Source organism: Exiguobacterium sp. s80, assembly GCF_018618725.1.
GTDB classification, from domain to species: Bacteria; Bacillota; Bacilli; order Exiguobacteriales; family Exiguobacteriaceae; genus Exiguobacterium_A; species Exiguobacterium_A oxidotolerans.
In genome coordinates, this window is sequence record NZ_JACSMP010000009.1 from 1 (window position 1) to 22,297 (window position 22,297).

At 48.8% G+C, this 22,297-nt stretch carries 21 protein-coding genes; 7 read left to right on the plus strand and 14 right to left on the minus strand.

The genetic code is table 11. The annotated features are described in order from the left end of the window. Both KNP94_RS16170 and KNP94_RS13330 read left to right on the plus strand, forming a co-directional pair. The coding region (locus KNP94_RS16170) for an LPXTG cell wall anchor domain-containing protein (protein ID WP_214770648.1) at positions 1-93 on the plus strand (93 nt) is incomplete at its 5' end. Between the two features lie 90 nt (positions 94-183). Then, the gene (locus KNP94_RS13330; protein WP_214767737.1) at positions 184-1,116 is read left to right on the plus strand and encodes a class F sortase; all 933 of its coding nucleotides are present in this window, start codon (positions 184-186) and stop codon (positions 1,114-1,116) included. A 44-nt stretch (positions 1,117-1,160) separates the two neighbouring features. Here the strand turns inward: KNP94_RS13330 and KNP94_RS13335 are convergent, their stop codons facing one another. The 7 genes from KNP94_RS13335 to KNP94_RS13365 all read right to left on the minus strand — a co-directional run bounded on the left by KNP94_RS13335 (position 1,161) and on the right by KNP94_RS13365 (position 9,384). Beyond that, a complete protein-coding gene (locus KNP94_RS13335) occupies positions 1,161-1,751 on the minus strand; it encodes a hypothetical protein (RefSeq protein ID WP_215115826.1) in 591 nt (196 codons plus the stop codon). Between the two features lie 14 nt (positions 1,752-1,765). After that, entirely contained in the window at positions 1,766-2,830 is a 1,065-nt protein-coding gene (locus tag KNP94_RS13340) for a YheC/YheD family protein (RefSeq protein WP_088837948.1), read from the minus strand. Positions 2,831-2,842: 12 nt separating this feature from the next. Continuing rightward, positions 2,843-3,436, minus strand: a complete 594-nt coding sequence (locus KNP94_RS13345) for a class D sortase (protein WP_088837949.1) — start codon at positions 3,434-3,436, stop codon at positions 2,843-2,845. Further along, positions 3,433-5,079 carry a hypothetical protein gene (locus KNP94_RS13350; protein WP_215115827.1) on the minus strand — a complete coding sequence of 549 codons (1,647 nt, stop codon included), beginning with the start codon at positions 5,077-5,079 and terminating at the stop codon, positions 3,433-3,435. The genes KNP94_RS13345 and KNP94_RS13350 overlap by 4 nt, the downstream gene beginning before the upstream one ends. 83 nt (positions 5,080-5,162) lie before the next feature. Next, complete coding sequence (locus KNP94_RS13355; RefSeq protein ID WP_215115828.1) at positions 5,163-7,511, minus strand: adhesive domain-containing protein; 2,349 nt, start codon at positions 7,509-7,511, stop codon at positions 5,163-5,165. Between the two features lie 318 nt (positions 7,512-7,829). Next, positions 7,830-8,153: a winged helix-turn-helix transcriptional regulator gene (locus KNP94_RS13360; protein WP_088837952.1), complete on the minus strand. Its 324-nt coding sequence runs from the start codon at positions 8,151-8,153 to the stop codon at positions 7,830-7,832. Positions 8,154-8,226: 73 nt separating this feature from the next. After that, positions 8,227-9,384, minus strand: coding sequence for an AI-2E family transporter (locus tag KNP94_RS13365; protein WP_088837953.1), 1,158 nt, complete (start codon positions 9,382-9,384; stop codon positions 8,227-8,229). A gap of 229 nt (positions 9,385-9,613) precedes the next feature. Here KNP94_RS13365 and KNP94_RS13370 point away from each other — a divergent pair, with 229 nt between their 5' ends. After that, positions 9,614-12,160: an ATP-binding protein gene (locus KNP94_RS13370; RefSeq protein ID WP_215115829.1), complete on the plus strand. Its 2,547-nt coding sequence runs from the start codon at positions 9,614-9,616 to the stop codon at positions 12,158-12,160. 181 nt (positions 12,161-12,341) lie between these two features. Then, positions 12,342-13,202 (plus strand): NAD(P)-dependent oxidoreductase, encoded by an 861-nt coding sequence (locus KNP94_RS13375; protein WP_214767751.1) that lies wholly within the window; start codon positions 12,342-12,344, stop codon positions 13,200-13,202. A 57-nt stretch (positions 13,203-13,259) separates the two neighbouring features. On the opposite strand, the gene KNP94_RS13380 is transcribed toward KNP94_RS13375, so the two are convergent. After that, positions 13,260-14,042: a flagellar hook-basal body protein gene (locus tag KNP94_RS13380; protein ID WP_214805820.1), complete on the minus strand. Its 783-nt coding sequence runs from the start codon at positions 14,040-14,042 to the stop codon at positions 13,260-13,262. A gap of 15 nt (positions 14,043-14,057) precedes the next feature. After that, positions 14,058-14,846 carry a flagellar hook-basal body protein gene (locus KNP94_RS13385; protein WP_029331728.1) on the minus strand — a complete coding sequence of 263 codons (789 nt, stop codon included), beginning with the start codon at positions 14,844-14,846 and terminating at the stop codon, positions 14,058-14,060. Between the two features lie 151 nt (positions 14,847-14,997). Between KNP94_RS13385 and KNP94_RS13390 the strand changes: the two genes are divergently transcribed. Next, positions 14,998-15,219, plus strand: coding sequence for a hypothetical protein (locus KNP94_RS13390; RefSeq protein ID WP_088837958.1), 222 nt, complete (start codon positions 14,998-15,000; stop codon positions 15,217-15,219). A gap of 42 nt (positions 15,220-15,261) precedes the next feature. Here the strand turns inward: KNP94_RS13390 and KNP94_RS13395 are convergent, their stop codons facing one another. After that, positions 15,262-16,458, minus strand: a complete 1,197-nt coding sequence (locus KNP94_RS13395) for a multidrug efflux MFS transporter (RefSeq protein WP_088837959.1) — start codon at positions 16,456-16,458, stop codon at positions 15,262-15,264. A 171-nt stretch (positions 16,459-16,629) separates the two neighbouring features. Here KNP94_RS13395 and KNP94_RS13400 point away from each other — a divergent pair, with 171 nt between their 5' ends. Both KNP94_RS13400 and KNP94_RS15995 read left to right on the plus strand, forming a co-directional pair. Then, positions 16,630-17,226 (plus strand): hypothetical protein, encoded by a 597-nt coding sequence (locus KNP94_RS13400; RefSeq protein WP_251132668.1) that lies wholly within the window; start codon positions 16,630-16,632, stop codon positions 17,224-17,226. Then, positions 17,205-17,501 (plus strand): hypothetical protein, encoded by a 297-nt coding sequence (locus KNP94_RS15995; RefSeq protein ID WP_251132230.1) that lies wholly within the window; start codon positions 17,205-17,207, stop codon positions 17,499-17,501. The genes KNP94_RS13400 and KNP94_RS15995 overlap by 22 nt, the downstream gene beginning before the upstream one ends. Before the next feature lie 357 nt (positions 17,502-17,858). Here the strand turns inward: KNP94_RS15995 and KNP94_RS13405 are convergent, their stop codons facing one another. Genes KNP94_RS13405 through KNP94_RS13420 form a run of 4 tightly spaced genes read right to left on the minus strand, consistent with a single transcriptional unit; the run spans position 17,859 to position 21,448 of the window. Beyond that, complete coding sequence (locus KNP94_RS13405) at positions 17,859-18,782, minus strand: siderophore ABC transporter substrate-binding protein (RefSeq protein WP_215115830.1); 924 nt, start codon at positions 18,780-18,782, stop codon at positions 17,859-17,861. 20 nt (positions 18,783-18,802) lie between these two features. Continuing rightward, positions 18,803-19,561, minus strand: coding sequence for an iron ABC transporter ATP-binding protein (locus KNP94_RS13410; protein WP_215115831.1), 759 nt, complete (start codon positions 19,559-19,561; stop codon positions 18,803-18,805). Beyond that, complete coding sequence (locus KNP94_RS13415; protein ID WP_215115832.1) at positions 19,558-20,505, minus strand: iron chelate uptake ABC transporter family permease subunit; 948 nt, start codon at positions 20,503-20,505, stop codon at positions 19,558-19,560. The genes KNP94_RS13410 and KNP94_RS13415 overlap by 4 nt, the downstream gene beginning before the upstream one ends. Then, entirely contained in the window at positions 20,492-21,448 is a 957-nt protein-coding gene (locus tag KNP94_RS13420) for an ABC transporter permease (RefSeq protein ID WP_088837963.1), read from the minus strand. The genes KNP94_RS13415 and KNP94_RS13420 overlap by 14 nt, the downstream gene beginning before the upstream one ends. Positions 21,449-22,297 lie beyond the last annotated feature (849 nt).

Genomic DNA, 22,297 nt, shown 5'->3' on the forward strand with positions numbered 1-22,297 from the left:
AGCAACAACGCAACAACAGGTGCACTCGCACTCTTCGGTCTTGCACTCGGTGCAGCTGGAATCGTCGTTGCACGCAAACGTCAAAACGCATAAGAAATCGGGTATACTAAAAAGGATAGCGCCCTCGGCACTATCCTTTTTCTTACATAGAGAGGTCTTCCTCTCGGAAAGGAGTGACGTGTTTTGAAAAAATGGTTATTCCCAATCAGTATCGTCCTGATGCTCGCTTCAGTCGGCACACTGATTTTCTTATTATTCGGAAACACGAGCGACACAGAAACGAACATCACGCAAGGTACGGCTGATTCACAATCCGCGGCTTCTTCCGGGACACAGGAGGATCCACTCAAACCATCCGAAATCTTTAAAAAAGAATTTAAGACCCTCTCAACCAATGAAGTCGAACTTCCGAAGACATTGACGATCGACGCCCTCGACGTTAAAACGAACATCGAACAAGTCGGTCTCGATAAAAAAGGAGCGATGGGTACACCCAAAAATGAACAACAAGTCGGGTGGTATAAATTCGGACCACGACCAGGTGACATCGGTAATGCCGTCATCGACGGACATACGGATACAAAAACCGGTCCTGCCGTCTTCTACAAGCTGCATGAACTTAAAAAAGGTGACGCTATTAAAATCAAAGATGAATCTGGACGCCTGCTCGTCTTCCGCGTCAAGAAACTCGTCGAGTACGACCATCTCGATGCCCCACTCGAAAAAATCTTCGGTGCTGCCGATACCCGTAACTTGAACTTAATTACGTGTATCGGTACGTACGACCAAAATGCAGGGACGTATGACAACCGTCTCGTCGTGTTCACCGAGCTTGATGAGAAAGCATCCGATCCCGTCAACACACCACCAAAACCAGCAACCAACGTCCGCATCAGTGGTGGCTTCGTGAACTGGTATGCTTCAAAAGACGATGAAGTCGTGACGTATAACATCTATCAAGAACAAGATGGAAAACGGAAAAAACTCGGTTCAACGGAATCGATTGAACGGAAAGCGTTCCCGCTTCCGGAAGATGCGACAGGTCGCTTCATCATTACGGCCGTCAATAAAGCAGGCATCGAGTCACCAGAAGCGTTTAGTGTCACGCAAAAATAAGCACAACAAAAAGATCTTACGTTCAATTCGAGCGTAAGATCTTTTTAGTCTGCCCTTTCGTTCAGAGCAATCCGTAATTGTTTATCCCCAGACGCCGTCTCATAAAATACATGGAGCCGCCCCGGTCTGATTTTCGTTTCCGTCGTCGGGATGAAGACGATTCCGATTCGTTCTTCCCCACTCTGATACGTTCCGCTTAATGCATTAAACTGATCGGTAATCGTCACGATCCGTCCATCCGTTTCGTATTCACCGAGCTTCGGGGCGATCTCAATCGAATCGGCGGATTGATTTTTGATTTTGACGGTAATCGCGAGCAGGCGAGTCGCCTCACCACTGACCTGTAAGACTTTTTCTTTTTGAACGTTTACAAGCAAGAGCGGTGTTTGACGGGTCGCGTCCATCCGCTTGACGGCAAGCGTCTTGAGCGAGAGTCCGGCCATCTCGTAACTGACGCCAATCCGGTCTTCCCGATCAAATTGTTTTAGCTGGGCTTCCGTGAGACGCAGGCTCGTCCGGTCCGTCTGCGGCTTCGGTTCGTCCGCCTCGAAAAAACCGAGCAACGGGACCATGAATTTCGCAAGGATGATGACGACTAGCGCCGCCGTCATCAAATAAAACAAGAACGTCTTCACACGTCACCTCTTCTCTAAGCGCGCACCCGCTGTTTCATCCAGCCCGCCTTCAATCCATTGCTGGCGGTGTACGGTTGCTTCGCTAAAAAATCACAGTACTGAATCGCTAAATATTCTGCCTGGAATTCAACGTAACGCGTCCCCGGCAGACTGTTTACTTCATACAGATAAATCTTCCCGTCCGCTCCAATCCCGACATCGATGCCGAGCGCATCGAGCGGGTAATCATAAAACGACTCGAAATATGCCGGGAAGCGACGGGCGAACAACACAATCTGCCGGGAAATTTCTTCGTGTTGCTCCGGATAGTTTTGCTTCATGAAGATATCCATCCGCGTCGTCGAAAAGGCACCGTGACTCAAGTGACTAACGGACTCTTGCTTGTTGTTACTGACGAAAGGAAAGAACTTGACGAGCTTCCACGTTCCATTCGCCCCTTTTGCGACATGGATCCGCATACAATAGGAATGTCCGTGGATGGTTTCCGAAGCGATGAACGGTTGGACAATCATTGGGTTCCGTTGAATCTCTTCTTCGATACGGTCGATCAATTGTCCTGTCGAACAGGTGTTACTTTGTAAAAGATAATCGAACGTATACTGATCCGGGCCGACCTGTTCAATCGTATAAATCCGTTGCCCTTGCTTGCCGTTAGCCGGTTTGAAAATAATTTTCCCGTACCGTTCCAGTAGAGCGATCAAATCCTTCCCCGCACGAATCCGGTGCATCGGAATCAAATATTGTTTGAACGTTCCGTCAGCCGCAAGTTTTTTCAGGACGACGTTTTTGTTGCCGATCCGGTGTGTCGTAAACGGAATCTCGTCGGCCAAGCGCGAAAAGATGTCTTTTTGCTCGTCCGTCAACGGTAAGTGATTGTAGACGACATCCGGAAATTCGCACAAGCCGTTATGCCAGCGGTCATCCAAAAAGTGCATCCCCCGAATCATCCGCTTCTCAAAGTCGATATCCTGCGGCCGGAAGAAAAACGCTTCAATCCCCATCGATGCTGCGACGACACAGGCGATTTTATCACGAAATTGTGGTTTATCGTTCAAGCGTAATATGCCGATTCTTGTCATGTCCGTCTCCCCCTACTCAATCGGTTCTAAGAAAATCAAATAGCGTTCCGTACTGTTCGCAATGTTATAAAACGGGTAACAGGTCGAGATGACGAGCGACTCCGTTCCTGTCGCTGCCAAGACGCGTGTATCTTCATCGTCGACGATTTCACTCGACCGCATGACATAGCGGTATGATCCATCCGCCAAATAGAGTTCGACCTCATCACCCGGTTCGAGCTCACTGATTTTTGAAAACGTCGTATCGTTATGCCCGGCGATGAAGATTCGGTCACCCTGTCCAGGAAAAGCCGTGTCCGGGTGGTGCCCGACTCCTTTCGCAAGCGTTTTGTCCGTTACCCCTTCGAGGAGCGGTAATTCCATGTCGAGCGATTTAATGCTTAAGAAACCAAGCGTCTCGCCTTCTTTAAACGTGACCGGCACCGCCTCCGTGTCCGTTGCCTCTGGTTCAGCCGTCTTCTTCTGTTCCTCCGCCTCCACGACAACGGCTTTCGCCTTTTCCAGTTCGGTGGACAACGTTCGATCAATCGTGAATTTCTGATATCCGACGTAACCTAACAGGAGAACACCGATGATGAGCAAGAGTGTCGAGACGTGTCGTCTCATCCTTTTACGACCTCCTTCTGACGGATTTGTTCGAGTGCACGACAGTACCCGGAGATATTATGCTCGACATCATCAATCCGGACGCGGAAGGAGTGGTGACGGATGTAGAAACTACCGAGTATGCGCTCCGGTACTTTCATATACATCGCGACTTCCGGGTAGTAAAAACCAGTCAATTGATACTGCATCCGGCGTTCAATCGTCGCTTCGAGCCAGTCGAGCGGAAACGTCGTCAATAAGTCCGTCTGCCCGTCCGCTTGCATCCGGCCGATCATCTCGCGGGCCGCCAGCATCAACTCAAGAAACGTCGGATACGTCGTCTCGCGGTGATGAATGAAATCAAGCTTTTGTTCGATATTTTGAAGTCCGAACCGATAGTACCGTTCATCCGGGACATACTTCGTCAGTTCATTGACGCTGTAGCTGAGCCAGTGGTCATGTTGCTTCCAGTAATCGTGCGCGATAAAGTAGTCGAACGCTTGCGTCACACTCGTCAACCACTGTTCTTGTCGATCGAGCTCGTATAGACGAAGCAGCGCAAACGTCGCTTCACCTTCGTAATAGATAATCCGAAACGCCTCTTTCAGTGCAAGCGACGGATACGATAACACATGGTTGAAGTTGCCTGCCGGCTGCTGCAACCCTACAATTCCGTTCGCAAGGGCGCGGCACAGCGCGAGTTCGCGACGCGACTTGAACGTCGTCATGTATTTCGTCAACGCTAAGATCGCCGCGGCATTGGCACCGAGCTTAATTTCCGCATCCTGCTCCCAATCGACGACATAGGCCGATTCGTTCGGTTGAACGATCAAGTGCTCGATGAGATAGTTTTTCGCGCGATCGATTGCGTGTTGAAGTGTCACGTCCGGTCGGACTGCATACGCTTCAATCATCGAGTAAAGTGTACTCGCATGCCGTAAGCTGTTGTAAAATTGAATCGTTTTGTCAAAACATGAAAAGTAACCATATATGAAGCGGCCATCCGCCTGAACTTGGCGAGCTAAGTAATCACTCGCTTGCGTGACGACCGTTTTGATTTCAAAGGGAGTGGTGCGTGGAGAGGCTCTGATTTTTTCCACTGTCCCTGTCGTTTCGATGACGATCGGCTCCTCTTCACTGAAGACGCTCGTCGTCTCAAACAAGATACAGCTCGTTTCATCCGTAAAGATGAAGCGGGGTATTTTTCGACGCTGCTGTTCAACATATCGTGTCATGTTCTTCAAATTCACCCGGAGTTCCGGCGTGTCCTTGTCCGGCGTCAACATCGCATTCCCATTTAGTTCTTCTTCTAAAAAAGCACACGTGAAGCGAGCATCAAAAGCGATGCCTCTTCGAAAATAATTCTTACGTGTTGCACGAAGTTGATCGTTTAATTCTGCAAACGAACAAAAATGAAAATTCTTTGCAACATCTACTTTAATCCAGTCGTAGTCGACGGGATGTTCAAGTAAGAAGTTTTTGATTTTTTGAAAGATACTCGCCATTCGTTTCCCACGAAATGTATGGACCCGTGCGCGGCGTTTCTTCGTCCCGACTGATAGAAAAACGGTGAGGCGTTGATTTAAAAAGTAAGTTGCCTGATCTTCTTTCATTAGTGCAAAAACTTGTTCTTCGATTCGTTCTATCCGTTCCATCAATTCCATCCGAAGTCACTCCTTCAAAAATAATGAAAATTGTAGCAGAGAGCTTCCCCTCCGCTACAATGACTGTTATTTAATCGGTCTGCTTATTGCTGGGGACGGCGACGGAATAGTTTTGCAAACAATCCGGTTACTACCGCCAACATACCCATCATTGAAACAAGGAAAAGATTTTCTGATGTGTTCGGAAGCTTACTTGCAATCGGTCGGGTTACCGGTTTCGAAAGTACAGACGCTTTTTTCTGTAGAACCCCTAAGTTCGACGGCATCGTCGGTTTACTGATCACTCCCGTATTGATTGGACGGGTTGGTTTGTTTGTTGGTGCTGGAACAACAACATGGTCTTGATCTTTATCCCCGTCTTTATCGGCATCGGCATCGGCGTCGGCATCGGCATCGGCGTCGGCATCGGCCTCAGCGTCCGCATCCGCATCCGCGTCGGCATCAGCATCAGCATCCGCATCCGCATCGGCATCAGCATCCGCGTCGGCATCCGCATCGGCGTCAGCATCGGCATCGGCATCCGCATCTGCGTCGGCATCGGCATCCGCATCGGCGTCAGCATCGGCATCGGCATCCGCATCCGCGTCAGCATCGGCGTCAGCATCAGCATCAGCGTCAGCGTCCGCGTCAGCATCCGCATCCGCGTCGGCATCAGCATCGGCATCGGCATCAGCATCAGCATCAGCATCAGCATCAGCATCAGCATCTGCATCCGCATCGGCATCGGCATCCGCATCGGCATCCGCATCCGCATCCGCGTCGGCATCGGCATCCGCGTCGGCGTCAGCGTCCGCATCCGCATCAGCGTCAGCATCGGCATCGGCGTCAGCGTCAGCATCCGCATCCGCGTCAGCATCCGCATCAGCATCGGCGTCGGCATCCGCGTCGGCATCCGCATCGGCGTCAGCGTCGGCGTCCGCATCCGCGTCGGCATCAGCATCAGCGTCAGCATCCGCATCCGCGTCAGCATCCGCGTCAGCGTCAGCGTCAGCATCCGCATCGGCGTCAGCATCGGCATCCGCATCGGCATCGGCATCCGCATCCGCATCGGCATCCGCATCCGCATCGGCATCCGCGTCGGCGTCAGCATCGGCGTCAGCATCCGCATCCGCGTCCGCATCGGCATCCGCGTCAGCATCGGCATCAGCATCCGCATCGGCATCGGCATCCGCATCGGCATCCGCATCGGCATCGGCGTCAGCATCCGCGTCGGCATCGGCATCAGCATCGGCGTCAGCGTCAGCATCAGCATCGGCGTCCGCGTCGGCGTCCGCATCGGCGTCGGCATCAGCGTCAGCGTCCGCATCGGCGTCGGCGTCAGCGTCCGCATCGCCTTCTTCATCAAACACAATCGTCGTTTGACCATCTAAATCACTTAATAACTCAGCATCAATCGCTGTAGTACTGACGGCTGATCCCGTAACGACAATTTCACCATCAACACCCGCTGGCTTGTCGACGAGCACATTTAAGTCGACCGTCGTCGGTCCAAGAACCTGAACGCCGACTAGTTCATTCGATAAGTTGACCGTATCGTTCGCGACTGCTGTTAGTAAGCCATTAACAGATGGTAACAACTCTTTTACAGGAGTTAGCACAAAGTTCAGTGATGATCCTAATATTCCCGTCAATTGAAGATTCGCAATTGCATCCACTAAGTCTTGTAGCGCTTGTTGCACTACTTGCTGGACTGCAGTTTCAAGATGTTGTCCTAATCCATCGCTGAAATTGACAACGATCGTGCCATCAGCATTGACAGTCACCGGGGCCTGCCCATTGTAGTCAAGCAAATCAGACAATGCTACGTCCAAATTATTGAGTGCAGCCAACGCATCTTCTAGTTCATTTAATCCTTGGACATTTAAAAGCGGGCTTGTCAGCGGGTTGTCTAAAATTATGTCAATTTCAGTGACCAAATCTCCGACAAGGCCATTGACACTCGTCGTTAAAGGATCAAGTTGACCTTTAAGCGTCGGCAAGTCTTCCAGTGTGATTGGCAATAGTTCTACGCTCACGTCGGCATTGCCGTTCGCCGTCATTTTGCCCGCGAGATCCGGAATATTAAAGACGGCGACACGTTCTGGCGACAAAATTTCTGCATCGGCCAATCCTCGGCCCGTTAAACCAAGTGCTAAATTATAATTTTCTAATTGTTCTGTTAAATTCGCTCGGACTTGTACATCTGTCAATAATTGTACATCCGCTAGACTCACTCGATTTACTGGAGCAAGTGCTAATGAATTTTTAATGGATGAGGCAAATTGTTGCTGTTGCGGCTGAAACTTTTTTTCAGATGCTTCTGTCTTGGTGTAAGTAAATGAAATTGGGGATAGTGCCAGTGAGGAGGCTGTGAGTAGTTTGATCAAGCGTTTGGTGTGGTTTCTGTGGTGTCGGTTCATCTTCTTTCGGAAATCAGGCGTTTTCTTGTTCATTTGAACACTCCTTTTCTTGAGAAAAATTACCTTACACCCATCATTATGCAGGGTTTTACTAATAAAAAATACATTTTTTTACAATTATAATAGAAGTATAGTACCTAATATCTAGTATTTTTAATGCTTAATTGCCTCTAAAAATATAAATTAAAGCCGTTTTTATTTTCAATCTCTTAATTTATATTGTAATTTTATTTCATTACTTAATATCCCATAAAAATCCATATTCATTTAAGAGCCTTTTATACCCATATAATTTCCACAAAATAAAAAAAGGTCATCCTCAAGCTGATAGCTCGAAGATGACCTTTTTTATTAGAAGGTAATGTGTTGTTTACTCCATTTGATGGACTCTTTAAATTGTCTGATTAAATCTTCTGCTGGAACTGTCAAAAAGTAAGCTAATCCATCAACTTTTTCTGACATTTGCTGAATCACGAGTCCATCTTCAATCAACTCTTGAAGTTGCTCTAAAATCTGACTGTGTGACTGATCGATTCGCTGTTCAATCTCACCAATCGTCAGCGCCCCATCCCGTAAAATGTAGATGACGCTCGACTTTAAGCTGTTCTCGAAGTTATGCTGAAACTTTTGCAGGGCTAATAAATCGGCTTGTTCTTCTGTTTGACGTTGATCCATCTGTCACTACCCCTTTCCTAACACATCAGACTGCTTCTTTAGTATGAAGGAACGACGTTAATAATTCAAAAAGTCATTCTTTTTTTGTGATGATGGTATCGAACGTCTTTTCCTCATCCGTGATGACCATCTTCTTTTGTGTCCGGAGATGGTAAAGCCGTTGCAAGTTAAGAATGATAACTTTCATGACGGCATAAAACGGAACCCCGAGTAGGACCCCGAAGAAGCCGGCGATGTTCCCGGCGACAAGCAGGACGATGATGATCGTCAACGGGTGAACATCAAGCGTCCTTCCTTGAACGAGTGGTGACATGATGTGCGAATCGATTTGTTGCGCGACCGTCATGACAATGATGGCATAGATTGCAAGAATCGGATCCTGGATAAACCCGACGATCAAGGCCGGTATGACACCGATGACTGGTCCAAGAAACGGAATGATGTTCGTCAATGTCGCGAACATCGCTAACAAAATCGCATAGTCAATGCCGATGAAGAGGTATCCGATATAGGCGATGATTCCGACACCGATACTAACGATGACCTGTCCCCGGATATAGCTCATGATCGTTTCATGGACATCTTCTAAAATTTTCTTCGTTTCTTTATGAAATTCAAACGGCATCATGTTAACCAGATTGCCTTTTAGCTTATGACCGTCTAACAACATATAAATCAACATGATCGGAATGATGATGATTGTGATGACGGTCGTCGTGATTAAGCTGACAAACCCGCCGACCCCTGCCCCGACATTTTTTAAGAAGGATGACGCGTACTCGGAGAGATTCGTCGAAAATTTATCGAACAAGTCATCCGGTCCCCCAACGAAGCGAGAAAAGATACTGCTGTTTTCAAGCTGACTCCGGACTTCGACGAGTTGACGCTGAAATTCCGTCGCGAGGTTCGGAATCGAATTGACGAATTCGCTGATTTGTGTTGATAAGGACGGACCAAAGATAAATCCAAGCGCCGTCATAATCCCAATCAATCCGAACAAGACGACCATCACGGCCGGACGCCGACTCATCTTCTTCTCAAGCATCTCGACGATCGGCAAAAGGACGTAATAGAGAATCCCGGCGATTGCGAGTGGCGGGACGACCATTTGCCCGAGTATGGCGAGTGGGCGAAATAAAAAGGTCACGTGATTGCCGACCCAGACGATGACGAGCAGTGTCATGACCCACCATGCGCCACGATACCACTTGTTTTCAAACATTTTTTGCATTCTGTCACTTCCCTATGCGTAATAATGATAGCTTTCACTCAGTTAGTTTTCCTTTATCCGGCTGCTTCTAATCCTCCTAAAAAAAAATAAGCTGGACCGTCATCTAAATATAATATTTTTTTTACATCTTTGCGTGTTAAAATTTGATGACTGCTAACAAGCAGAGTAAAATCTACATATGTCTTCACACATTTACGTACATATACAAAAGAATATGGAGGATTCGAACGTGAAATGGATTAATCAAAAGATTGGTCGACAATTGATGTTTGCTTTTTATGCAGTCTTTATCGCACTCAGCATCACATCCGCTATCGTCTATACGTATACTGAACAAAAAATCAGTCAAACCGATGCGACATTCGATGACTTACGTGAACGAAGAACGAATGCGAACGCGTTGGCATACGAATGGTCCGCTGCACAGAGCAATGTAAAATCATACCTCTTGTTCGGAACACCGGCGATGCTCAATGCCGTCAAAACAAACCAAGATGAAATCAACCGCTTGACGACCTGGTTCGAGCAAAACGCCATCTATACGCAAGGCGATCAATACGCAACTGCGACACGAAACTTATATGAAGATTATTTCGGTACTGCCGTCCCCTTGTTACGTCAATACGTGGAACAAAAACAGGAAGGCTCGGTCGACGAGCAGTTCGTTGATCCGAAAACGCTCGCTTCGCTTTCGAACGGGAGCGAATTATTCAATTCTGACGGAACGCTAAAAGGCTCAAACAGTCAAATTGATGGTGAAGCCGATACGGCTGGAATCGAAGCCTTGCTGACAAACTATTTAAACCTCATTCAGACTGAAGAAGATGAAGCAAAGGCCAGCCTGCTCAATGAAATGCGCATCGCCCAGTTCATTTGGCTGTCAAACCTGCTTGTCCTCGTCATCATTCTTGTCTTACTCGTCCGCCCATTCATCAACCGGGTGACGAAACAAATTAATTCGTTGTCTCGGGACAGTGCACAACTCGCAAGTGGTGAAGACGTCAAAGAACTTCCCTTACCGAGACGACGCGATGAATTACACATGTTAACCGCATCCTTCAATCAAATGGCAGCATCGATTGCGGATAATAAAGTCCATATGCTGGCGAAGAATGAAGAGTTGCAAGCACAACAAGAGGAACTCGTTGCGCAGCAGGAAGAGCTGCAGGCGCAGCAGGAAGAACTCGAAGAAGCACTCGAAATCACCCTGCAAAGCGAACAACATCTAAAATATCGTAATGAACTGACGGAGACGCTCGCATCCCGCGAAACATTGACGGCGTATCCGGAAATCATCGAGAAGCTCGTCTCAATCACTCATTCGGAAATCGGAGCCTTGCTGTTCCTCGATCAACACGATGTCCGCTCGACGATTGAATACGGGATGACCCCTGATATGGTCGAACAACTGATCCACGAAGATCAATCATTGTTCCACCGGGCGCGTGTCTTAAAACGTCCGGTGCACTCGTCTAAACAGGTCGCACACGAAAGTCCGCTTCCGTATCCGTACTACATGTATGAAGTCGCCGTGCCGATCCTTGATCCGAATGAAGAAAAAATCATCGCCTGCATCTATCTCGTCCGGTACCGTGACGCCTTCACGCCGGAGCAGATGAGCGATATCCTTTCCTTCTCGCACCAGCTCTCACTTTCGTTGATGCGGATGGGAATTTACGAAAAAATGATTCATGAAAAGAACAAAACAGGACAACTGTTGAACTCGATCCGGGAAGCCGTCGTCTACATCGAACATGAATCAGATGAACTGCTCGTCAACGAACCGTTGATGAAGCTGTTCCCGGAAATTCAGACGGAACATCAGGATGAAAGTAATCTTTCCTCTTTCCGTCAAGCGATGTCCGCCTTGTCTTCCATCATCGATGAAGCAGAACCGTTCGAACAATACATCGAACAAATCGTCGAGCAGAACTTGCCGAAGGATAGTCTCGTCGTCTCGATTCGCGCGCGCAGTGCCTATATCCAAATTTACGCCGAGAGGATTCAAATCAATAACGTTTGGGTCGGAACGATGCTCGTCTTACGGGATGTCACGAAAGAAACGGAGTCGGACCGGATGAAAGAAGAGTTCGTCTCGACCGTCTCGCACGAACTTCGGACTCCGCTCTCATCAATTTACGGTTTCACGGAATTGATGCTCAACAAATCATTTGAAGAAGAACGTCAGCTAAAGTACTTGCAGACGATTCATTCGGAAACAGGTCGCCTGACGACCCTCGTCAACGACTTCCTCGACGTCCAGCGTATGGAATCGAGTGAGCAACGTTATCAGATGTCGACGTTCGACATCGTCGAACTCGCAAATGACGTGACCGACTTCTATGGTGCCTCGCACACGACACATACGTTAGTGTTCGCAGGTAACGGACCGATCATGATTGACGCCGATAGCGAAAAGATTAAACAGCTCTTAAACAATCTACTCAGTAACGCCATCAAGTATTCTCCTGACGGCGGAACGGTTTCAATCGAAGTCCAGCACCAGGATGGTTTCGCTGAAATCAAGATTCACGACGAAGGAATGGGCATCCCGCAAGAAGCGATGTCGAAGTTGTTCGATAAGTTTTACCGGGTCGACAACTCAGAGACACGCAAAATCGGTGGAACGGGTCTCGGTCTATCGATTTGTAAAGAAATCGTCAAACACCATAACGGAACGATTGATGTTGAATCGACCGTCGGTGTCGGCTCGACCTTTACGATTCGTTTTCCGGTCGCTGTCATTTCCACCATCTTGACGTACGAAACTGAATGAGTCTTTACCCCCGTGTCCACTAAGACGCGGGGGTTTTTTGACCTGTTCATGTTCAGGTTCCGTCAAGGGCGGACAAAACGCAGTCTTCTAGTAAGAAGAACGCCCCTTACGTCGCGTTTAACATAAGGTCCTAAAAGGGAATAGCTAAAGCGACTCTACACATACAGGAGGAATCAGACAGATGCAACTTGGTTGGATAGGATTAGGTCATATGGGTATCCCGATGGCGTTACGTCTTCGCCGTGCCGGACACCCGTTACACGTCTACAATCGAACAGAAAGTAAGACAGCACCGCTCGTCGCGGAAGGGGCAACATCGCTTCGCTCACCACGCGAACTGGTCGAACAGTCGGACATCATCTTCATCATGCTCGCAGACGGAAAAGCGATCGATCATGTCCTTCACGAAACAGACGGGCTGCTCGCAGGCGACTTGACGGACAAAATCGTCGTCAACTTGAGTACGATTTCGTCCGAGGAATCAACACAGGCAGCGCAACTTATCGAACGCGCCGGTGCCGCCTATCTCGAGTCTCCCGTCTCTGGTTCAGTCGGTGTCGCAGAAGCCGGCCAGCTCGTCATGCTCGTCGGTGGTGACAAACAGACACTTGCGACATGCCGGCCGTATCTCGATGTTCTCGGTAAAGAAAGTATCCATTTCGGTGACCACGGAACAGGCAGCTCAGCAAAACTTGCCATCAATCTCCTGCTCGGCATCGTCGGTGAGGGACTTGCTGAAACGTTCCTGCTCGGAGAAGCGGCCGGGCTCGACAAAGAAAAACTCATCCAGATGATTTCTTTGTCCGGCATGAATACACCACTCTTCCAAGGCAAACAGGACATGTACCGAACAGAGGAGTTCCCCCCTGCTTTCCCGCTTCGGTTGATGGCGAAGGATTTGGGGTTGATCACGGACGCCGCGAAACGGTACACGTTACGTTTACCGCTGGCAGAAGCAGCACATGAACAGTATGAACAGGCGAACACGGGAGACCAAGCCGATTTAGATATGGCAGCGGTCTACCTGAGCTTAAAAAAATGACTCCATCAGAAAGCCGCGCCTTCCGGATTCCGGAAGGCGCGGCTTTTAGCAGATGCGTTATTTGAGTGATGTGACGATTCCCATCATCTGATCGGTCGTCATCAAAGCTTTCGAATTAAACTGATAGGCGCGTTGAATTTGCGTCAAGTTCGTCATTTCCGTCCCCATGTCGACATTCGAGGACTCGAGCGTCCCGACCGTCAACGGGTTCCCTTGAGCATTTTGATATTGCCCGGCCGCCGTATAGAGTCCACCGCCGACATCCGTCAACTCGCCATGGTTCGGAATATCCGCGACACCGATGCGGGCAAGGACACGACGTTCTCCGTTGAGGACACCTGTGATATTGCCATCTTTGTTCAGCTCAATCGCCGTCGCATTTTCCGGTAAGGTGATGGCATCGTTCGCTTGATTGATGACGGAGCGTCCCGCATCATCCGTCAACAACATCTGTCCGTTGCCTTGCGGTGATAACTCAAAGTTGCCGTCCCGCGTGAATTTCGTCACACCGTCTGCATCGATGACACCAAAGAAGTGATGCGGATTACCGAGTGCCGCATCCAAATTCCGTCCGGTCGTTTGAAAAGCACCGACGGTAAAACGTGTCGCTTCGTTCGCGACATACCCACCGACACCAAGACGAAGATCGACCGGCGTCGTCAAAGGACCTGTTTCCAAGCCGCCCGGTGTGTTGCTGATGTTGCGGACGAGTAACTCATTGAACTGTGCATCACGACGCTTGTAGCCGTTCGTGTTCGCATTCGCGAGATTATGCCCGGTCGTATCGAGTTGTTTTTGTAATTGAGCCATCGTACTGGCTGATGTATAAAGTGATTGCATGACTTCCTCCTCCGATTAACGAACGCGACCGATTTCAGAAACAGCTTTTTCAGCCGTCCGGTCGTAAGCTTGAATGACTTTTTGATTGGCTTCGAACTGACGAAGTCCACTGTTCATCTCAGCCATCGTCTGCTCGATTTCGACGTTCCCGAGTTCGAGCACGCCTTGGTCGACTTTGACGTCTCCCGCGGCAAGTGCTGCCGGAGAGCGGAATAAACCGTTGCCTGTCCGCTCGAGTGTTTCCGGTTGATCCGTTACGACAAGTCCAAGGTTTCCAATTGCTTGTCCGTTTCCGTCCGTCACCGCTCCGTCTGCGCTGACAACGAAGTCTTCATTGACGACGTTCAGCGCCTGACCGTTTGCATCAAGGACGAGATCATTTTCTGTCGTCCGGAGCAAACCATCCTGCCCGACGGCAAATTGACCGTTCGTCGTGTAAAGCGTCTCTTCCCCACCTGTCAGCGGATCCGTATGTAAGACGGTAAAGAGGGCGGACCCGTCCCGTGAACTGATTTGGAGATCCGTCGCGTTGCCCGTTTCCGTAATCGAACCGAGGGCAAAGTTCGGCGTCGCTGCCTGCATGAAGACACCTGTCGCGAGCGTGCCGACCGTTCCTCTTGATTGAATTCCCGTCCGTTCATTGACGCCCGATTGTTGAATCATCATCTCCGGAAACGTCCGGAGCGATGCTTGATCGGCGCGGAAGCCAGGCGTCCGCGCATTGGCCAGGTTGTTACTTAACATTTCTTGTTGCCGCTGTAACGCCTGCATCGCACCAGACGCCGTGTACATTCCTCGTAACATATGTTTTTGTCTCCTCATTGACTTAATGTTCAATTCTCTTATGTTTAGTATATCGGTCAGGTTCTGTTGAATTATGAGTTTTTTTCAAAAAAAGGTAATGAGAACAATAGTTGAACCGAAAGTCCTAGCTCTTGATTGAAATATTCAAGCCTTGATTCACTTGCCCGTCGATCACCAAATCGAGCTGTCATTACGATTGAAGGATGTCAATCATCCACGGACGATCATCGAACCGCTTGCGATCACGGAACTCGACAATGGACTGTTCCATTACTCTGCCGACTATAAAGTACGTGCCCAGTCCATCCTTTTGATGAAGGCACTCGAACACTCGGAGCAACAAAAACTCGATGACTTCTTTTCGTTGACATGAAAAAAAACGCCTCCCGGTTACTGACCGGAGAGGCGTTCCGTGTTAGGAATGTTTTTTACTGAGTACCGCTGTTTGCGTCCGTTCGAGGACAGCATTCGTGATGACGATCAAACCGGTAAACAGGAACAACGCTTCAAAACCGAAATGACCGGCGATTTGACCACCGGCGAGCGGTCCGAGGAAGTTTCCCATGAATTGGGCCGATTGATTGTAACCGAAGATTCGTCCGGACGCATTGGCTGGTGTGTGTTTACGAAGCAGTGCTTGGACCGATGGCATCAAGGCCGCTGTCGCAAATCCGATTCCCATCCGTAAGACGATCAATTGACTCGTATCCGTGACGAACGCTTGCGGAATCAAGAAGGCGGCAAAGACGAGTAAGGCAACGAACAAGACACGTTCCGCTCCAATCTTGTCGGACAGTCGTCCGAGCCGCTGGGCAGCAATCAATGCCGCAATCCCGGGTGCTGAGGCGACGATACCCGACAGTAACGCCAGTCGTTCCGTTCCGGGACTCAGCTCTCGCACGTAGAGCGAGAGAATCGGACTGATGGATTGCGCTGCGAACTGAATCAAGAACGTCGTCAAGAATAGACTCAAGATGAGCTCCGGATGACGGAGTGATTGAATGATTTCTTTCGCGGAAGCCATTTTTTTGACTTCAAGTGGGACGAATTCTTCTTTGACGAAGAAATATGTCACGAGGAACGTCAAAAACAACGGTACGCTCGTAAAGAGAAAAACGGGTCGAAGCCCAATCATGTCGGCAAGGAATCCTCCAATCAGAGGTCCGAGTAATCCACCGGCAATCCCACCGGTCGACAATGTACCGAGCGCCCAGCCACTTTTCTCTTTCGGGGTTTGAGAAGCAATCAAGGTGATTCCGGCTGAAATGAATCCGGAGACTGCTCCCATGACGAGCCGTAAGAAAACAAGCTGATATACATCTTGCACAAAACTGATTAAAAACATGACAATCGACATGCCGAGGCTTGCCCGGAGCAGCATCAATTTCCGTCCTTTTCTATCGGCAAGGCGTCCCCAAATCGGTGAGACGATGGCTGCGACGAGGAACGTTGCTCCGAACGCAATCCCGGACCAGGTCGTAATCTCCTGACGTCCATCGACGCCAAGCTCTTCAATGAATAATGGCAAAAACGGTAAAACGAGACTGAGTGCAGCGGCAGTCAAAAAACTCCCGATCCACACGACGATTAAATTTCTTTTCCACAACGGCATTGTGGCATCACTTCCTTTTTAATGGTAATTCCGGGGTCAAGCAACAACTTCTAATATACACTTCACAATGTGAAATGTCTAGGTTTTGAACTGATGCAATAGTCTCAAAGACTATTGATGGATACTGATTTTAAGCAAACGAACCGATAGTAGGAGTACCATGCAGACGGAGTGAACACTAGTTTTCTCGTCAGTCTCGTCTGCGTCTCATTTTTCAGTCTGTTGCTGCCGTCAAGCGGTCAAGCCGCTCTCCCCGTCACGCGCCATACGGTGATGTGGTCGATTCCGGAAGCGAAGTCCATCCCCGTGAAAATCAATCAACTCGCCAACCGGCAGATGAAGCGTGTCTATCTTCATGTTGCTGTGGAGGGGGACCGGATTCTCTATCGAACATTCGTCGAGGCCGCGCATGCAGCAGGAATTGAAGTCTACTTCCTGTTCGGACAACCACGCTGGATTACGAATGAAGGCACGACCTTCCGACCGAATGTCGAAGACCCGCTCGCCTGGATTACCCTGTATCAAAGTGAGACGATGCAGCATCCGGATGGAATCAGCGTCGATCTCGAACCGTATGCCCTACCGGAGTGGACGACGAATCAATCTGCCGTCATCGCTTCTTATCAACGAATCCTGACTGCCTTTCAGGAGCGGGCAACGGCGGAAGGGCTACCGTTGCAACTCTTTCTTCCGTTTTGGTTCCTACGGTCACGGATGTCTCCGGACGTCCTGTCAGTGCCTGGGCGATGGATCTTGCAAGCGAAGTGACCTTAATGAGTTACCGGACTGTCTACGGTGGTGGAAACGGCTTATCCGCCATCACGCTCGTCGATACGTTGTATGCGGCAAACCACCAGCACAACCTGTCGTACGCTCTCGAGTTCACGGAACTACCGGAGACACCGAGCATCACCTTTTATGGTCAGTCACGGCAAGCCTTGAACCAACTCGTCAATCAGACGATGAACAGCTCTTTCCCCCCGCGTGCCATCGTCTATCATGACTTTGAGGCCTATCAGGCGTTCATGCAAAATACGAAGTGACTCATTGGCAAAATTATTTAAGCTATCGATGAAAAAAAGATCAATCCTTAACGGACTGATCTTTCAGACTGTAGACAACGTGCTATTGGGAGATCAAGCGTCTTTTTTCGTTGCTTTCCTCGGGCGAGGCGCAAGCCGTTGCTCCTTGATCCTCACGGACAACGAGCAGGGTCTTGCCTGCCTCTGGCAAGTCGCGTTAAAAACGCACTTTTCCCGTAGGAGTCAACGAAACGTGACGCTTTTTAGGTAATACCGTGACAGAAGTCCAGTCATACAGACGCTTTAGAGCGCAATCCGTCTCGAATCGCTTTAGAACCGCGAAAAGCTCAGTCCTTAACGGATTGAGCTTTTTTGCTGTTACAGTGCTGTTTTGATTTCTTCCAACATCTTTTCGATCGATTGGATACCGCCACCGGACAGATACCACACGTCTCCACTCAAGTAGACGACCTTATTATTTTTGACGGCATCGACGTTTTTCAATAATTCATTGTCCATCGCTTGTTTCGCCGTTGCCCCTTCACCGATTGCTTCTCCACGATCGATGACGAAGATGATGCCCGGATTTTTCTTGACGATGTATTCGTACGAGACATCTTGTCCGTGGACGGATTGATCAAGAGTCGTATCGATTGCTTTTAAACCAAATGCATCGTAAATCAAGCCAAAACGAGAGCCCGGTCCGAACGCACTCATGCTCTTATCCCCCGCGAGCAGGACAAGTGACTCAGGTGCTTCTTTAGCATCCTCTTTGACTGCCGCGATTTTTTCATCTACTTCTTTTAATGCAGCTGTCGCTTCTGCTTCTTTTCCAAACAACTTACCGAGCATGTTGACGTTATCTTTGAACGACGTCATGTAGTCCTGTGTATCGATTCCTACATAAATCGTCGGTGCAATCTTGCTGAACTCTTTATACATTTCCGATTGACGGGCTGAAATCAGGATGACGTCCGGTGCAAGTTCACTGATTGCTTCAAAGTTTGGTTCTTTTAAACTTCCGACGTTCGTATACTGCTCTGCTTCATATTGCTTAAGATAGGCTGGAACGAGTTCTTTCGGTAGACCTGCCACTTCGACACCCAGTTCATCGAGTGTATCAAGTGCACCAAAATCAAAGACGACGACTTTTTTCGGGTCTTTGACGACCTCAGTTGAACCTAATTCATGTTTGATTGTTATTTTTTCGTCGCTTGAAGCGGCTGATTCATTTGTTCCTTTTCCACACGCACCGAGTGCGACGACACAAATTGCAATAACGAGTAAGAACCACTTTTTCATGTGAGTTGATCTCCCTTATGTTAAGTATAGTAGAGGCAAATTTTATGATCATCCATCTGTTCCAACGTTAAATCCATTTCATACAGGTTTTCGAGTAACGACTGTTCCATCAATTGGTCTGTCGGACCCGTCGCAACGATTTGTCCTTCTTTCATCGCGACCATCTGATCCGAGTAAACGGATGCGAAGTTCAAGTCGTGTAAGACGACGACGATCGTTTTATTTTCCTCGTCGACGAGCTTCCGGAGTAACTTCATCACCTGGACGGCATGACGCATGTCGAGGTTATTCAATGGTTCGTCGAGCAAGATATAATCCGTGTCTTGGGCAATTACCATCGCGATGAAGGCACGTTGCTTCTGACCTCCGCTGAGGGCGTTGATTTGTTTATCTTGCATCTCTTCGAGGCCGACGTATGCAATCGCCCGATCGATTTTCTCGTGATCAAGGGCGGTCAGTCGTCCTTTCGAATACGGAAAACGACCAAACCCGACGAGCTCACGGACCGTCACACGCAGTCCGAGGTGATTGCTTTGTTTTAAAATCGACAGTCGCTTCGCCAAGTCATCTGACGGAAATTGACTGATGGCCGTCCCTTCCAGTATGACGACGCCCGCATCCGCTTTCGCGAGACGGCTAATCATCGAAAGGACCGTACTTTTACCCGCACCGTTCGGTCCGATGAAGGATGTCAATTTACCTTTCGGGATCGTGAACGTCGCCGCTTCGACGACGGTCTTCGTTCCGAACCGTTTCGTGATGTTGTCAATCGTAATCATCGGTTGACTCCTTTCAGCAAGAGATAAATAAAGTAGCTACCACCAATCAAGTTCAAGATGACACTGAGCGTCGTCGAAAAGTTCAAGACGTGCTCGACAACCAACTGCCCCCCGACTAACGCGATCACACCAAGTAAAACTGTCGCGACCGCTAAAGCGTGATGGCGGTACGTCGGGATGAGTTGATAGGCGACGTTGACAATCAATAGCCCTAAAAACGTAATCGGTCCAATTAAAGCCGTTGCAATCGAAATATAGATGGCGACGATGATTAACAGACGTTTGACGATTTTTTCATACGGAATGCCCAAGTTAATCGCATGGTCGCGTCCGAGTGCCAATACGTCGAGGAAGCGGACATACCGCCAAAGCCAAGCCGTATTCAAGACGAGGAGGACTGTCGCTAACATCAATAAGTCCGAATCGACGTTGTTGATGCTCGCGAACGAGCGATCTTGCAACAATTGAAATTCGTTCGGGTCCATCAGCAGTTGAAGGAACGAGGTGATGCTACCGAAAAACGTTCCGAAGACAAGACCGACGAGGAGAAGGAAGTAGACGTTCCGCCCTTCCCCTCGGAACAGCAATTGATACAGCACGATCGCAAAACCGACCATCAAAAGAATCGTTGCGACGAAGCGGACTTCGATTCCGACTTCAAGCAGGATTGAGCTGCCGAACAAAAACAAGAGTCCGGTTTGAAGCAACATATACAGTGAATCGAGACCGATGACGTTCGGTGTCAAAATCCGGTTCATCGTCACGGTTTGGAAAATCAAGGTCGAGACCCCGATCGCGACACTCGTGACAAGCATCGCTGCTAACTTTGTAAAGCGCCTTGGAATGACATATCCGAGTGCCCCTTGTAAGTTCAACGTCATATAGCCAACCATGCATAATAACGCGAGGACGCCCAGCCAAATCAACCGTTTACGATAAGCCATAACGATCCCTCCTAAACAAGAGGTAGAGGAACAAGCCACTGCCAATCGTCCCGACCATCAAGCTAATCGGAATCTCATACGGTGCAATCAACAGGCGGCCCGCAATGTCACAGACGAGGACGAACAAGGCACCGAACAGAGCCGTTAACGGTAACGTCTTTCGTAAGTGATCGCCGTACCAAATCGAAATCAAGTTCGGCACGATCAGACCAAGAAACGGAATCACACCGACCGATAAAATCACGGCTGAAGCGATCAATGAAACAATCGCCAGCCCAAGCTGCATGACACGCTTATGGGAGATACCAAGATTTTGTGAAAATTCTTCGCCCATTCCGACAATCGTAAACCGGTGGGCATAACGATAAGCGACGAACAGCAACGGAACAGTTATGTAAAGCAATTCGTAGCGTCCCTTTGTGATCATCGAAAAGTTTCCTTGCATCCATCCTTCTAAGCTTTGCAGCAAGTTAAACCGCAATGCGAGAAACGTCGTCAAGGCACCGACGATACTGCCGAGCATCAATCCGACGAGTGGAATGAAAATGACGTCCTTCATTTTGATCCGTTCGAGAATCCGCATGAACAAGAGCGAACCACCAAACGCAAATCCAAATGAAATGAGCATCTTAATCAGTGGATGTGCATCACTAAAGCCAATCATTGAAACGACGATTCCGAGTTTCGCGAAATCCATCGTTCCCGCCGTCGTCGGTGAAACGAAGCGGTTTTGTGTAATCTGTTGCATGATCAATCCCGCAATGCTCATACCCGCTCCAGCCAATAAGATACTTAAAAGTCGTGGTATCCGACTCATCAAGAACAATTCCCATTCCGTCTCGCTCCAAGATAAAATTTCTGTTAAATCGAGGTCAGCGACACCAACAAACATGGAGCCGATTGAGACACATACGAGGAGGATTCCCCAAATCATAATCGACATCGTAGTCTCCTTGTAAAGATAATGATATTCATTCTCATTGAGAACATTCTCATTCTCTCTTTTTTCCAGGCTTTCGTCAACCGTTATTCTGATATTTTTTTAGAAAGTCTTTTTCGCGGTCACATAAAAGTGCGTTTTTTTGAACAACATTCAGTACAGTGACCTCGTGGTTTTTAAACAACATTCGCTTCTACCACGGTTCGCTTGCTTAGGGGCAAGCGGGAAGCCGCTTCGCTTTTTACAAAAGCTGCAGGGTCTCCCCTTGCTTGCTCGTGAACCTTTTCAAGGTTCACTGATTCCCTCAAGCGTCTCACCGTTTTCGAAGCAAGTTGTTCAAGTTATCCCTATTTCCGTTTAAGGCGCTACATCTTATTGATTGGCGTTCTCACTTCTATGGAAGCTCAGACACGCGTTAACCGATTTGTTCTAGAACGGCATTCGACAGAAACGCACCTGCCTAAAAGATTCGCTTCCCGTGACTCCTACGGGAAAAAGCGCAAGAAATTCTTGCGCTGTCAGAGGCAAGCGAGACCCTGCTACTTATCCGGATAGGATCAAGTAGCAACGGCTTGCGCCTCGCCCGAGGAAAGCACGGGAAGAAAGAATCTTCATCCCCCAGCATTCTTGAATCGTTCAAGGCACTGTACTTTGTCTATCTGCAATCTAATCCGATCTGTTCGAGAACGGCATTCGACAAAAACGCATCTGTCTAAAAGATTCGCTTCCCGTGACTCCTACGGGAAAAAGCGCAAGAAATTCTTGCGCTGTCAGAGGCAAGCGAGACCCTGCTACTTGTCCGGATAGGATCAAGTAGCAACGGCTTGCGCCTCGCCCGAGGAAAGCGCGGGA

Excerpts from the sequence above, each read along its gene's own strand:
- KNP94_RS13340 (WP_088837948.1), bottom strand. The coding sequence starts at position 2,830 with ATGACAAGAATCGGCATATTACGCTTGAACGATAAACCACAATTTCGT.
- KNP94_RS13345 (WP_088837949.1), bottom strand. The coding sequence starts at position 3,436 with ATGAGACGACACGTCTCGACACTCTTGCTCATCATCGGTGTTCTCCTG.
- KNP94_RS13350 (WP_215115827.1), bottom strand. The coding sequence starts at position 5,079 with ATGGAATTGATGGAACGGATAGAACGAATCGAAGAACAAGTTTTTGCA.
- KNP94_RS13355 (WP_215115828.1), bottom strand. The coding sequence starts at position 7,511 with ATGAACAAGAAAACGCCTGATTTCCGAAAGAAGATGAACCGACACCAC.
- KNP94_RS13360 (WP_088837952.1), bottom strand. The coding sequence starts at position 8,153 with ATGGATCAACGTCAAACAGAAGAACAAGCCGATTTATTAGCCCTGCAA.
- KNP94_RS13365 (WP_088837953.1), bottom strand. The coding sequence starts at position 9,384 with ATGCAAAAAATGTTTGAAAACAAGTGGTATCGTGGCGCATGGTGGGTC.
- KNP94_RS13375 (WP_214767751.1), top strand. The coding sequence starts at position 12,342 with ATGCAACTTGGTTGGATAGGATTAGGTCATATGGGTATCCCGATGGCG.
- KNP94_RS13380 (WP_214805820.1), bottom strand. The coding sequence starts at position 14,042 with ATGCAATCACTTTATACATCAGCCAGTACGATGGCTCAATTACAAAAA.
- KNP94_RS13385 (WP_029331728.1), bottom strand. The coding sequence starts at position 14,846 with ATGTTACGAGGAATGTACACGGCGTCTGGTGCGATGCAGGCGTTACAG.
- KNP94_RS13395 (WP_088837959.1), bottom strand. The coding sequence starts at position 16,458 with ATGCCGTTGTGGAAAAGAAATTTAATCGTCGTGTGGATCGGGAGTTTT.
- KNP94_RS15995 (WP_251132230.1), top strand. The coding sequence starts at position 17,205 with ATGGATCTTGCAAGCGAAGTGACCTTAATGAGTTACCGGACTGTCTAC.
- KNP94_RS13405 (WP_215115830.1), bottom strand. The coding sequence starts at position 18,782 with ATGAAAAAGTGGTTCTTACTCGTTATTGCAATTTGTGTCGTCGCACTC.
- KNP94_RS13410 (WP_215115831.1), bottom strand. The coding sequence starts at position 19,561 with ATGATTACGATTGACAACATCACGAAACGGTTCGGAACGAAGACCGTC.
- KNP94_RS13415 (WP_215115832.1), bottom strand. The coding sequence starts at position 20,505 with ATGGCTTATCGTAAACGGTTGATTTGGCTGGGCGTCCTCGCGTTATTA.
- KNP94_RS13420 (WP_088837963.1), bottom strand. The coding sequence starts at position 21,448 with ATGTCGATTATGATTTGGGGAATCCTCCTCGTATGTGTCTCAATCGGC.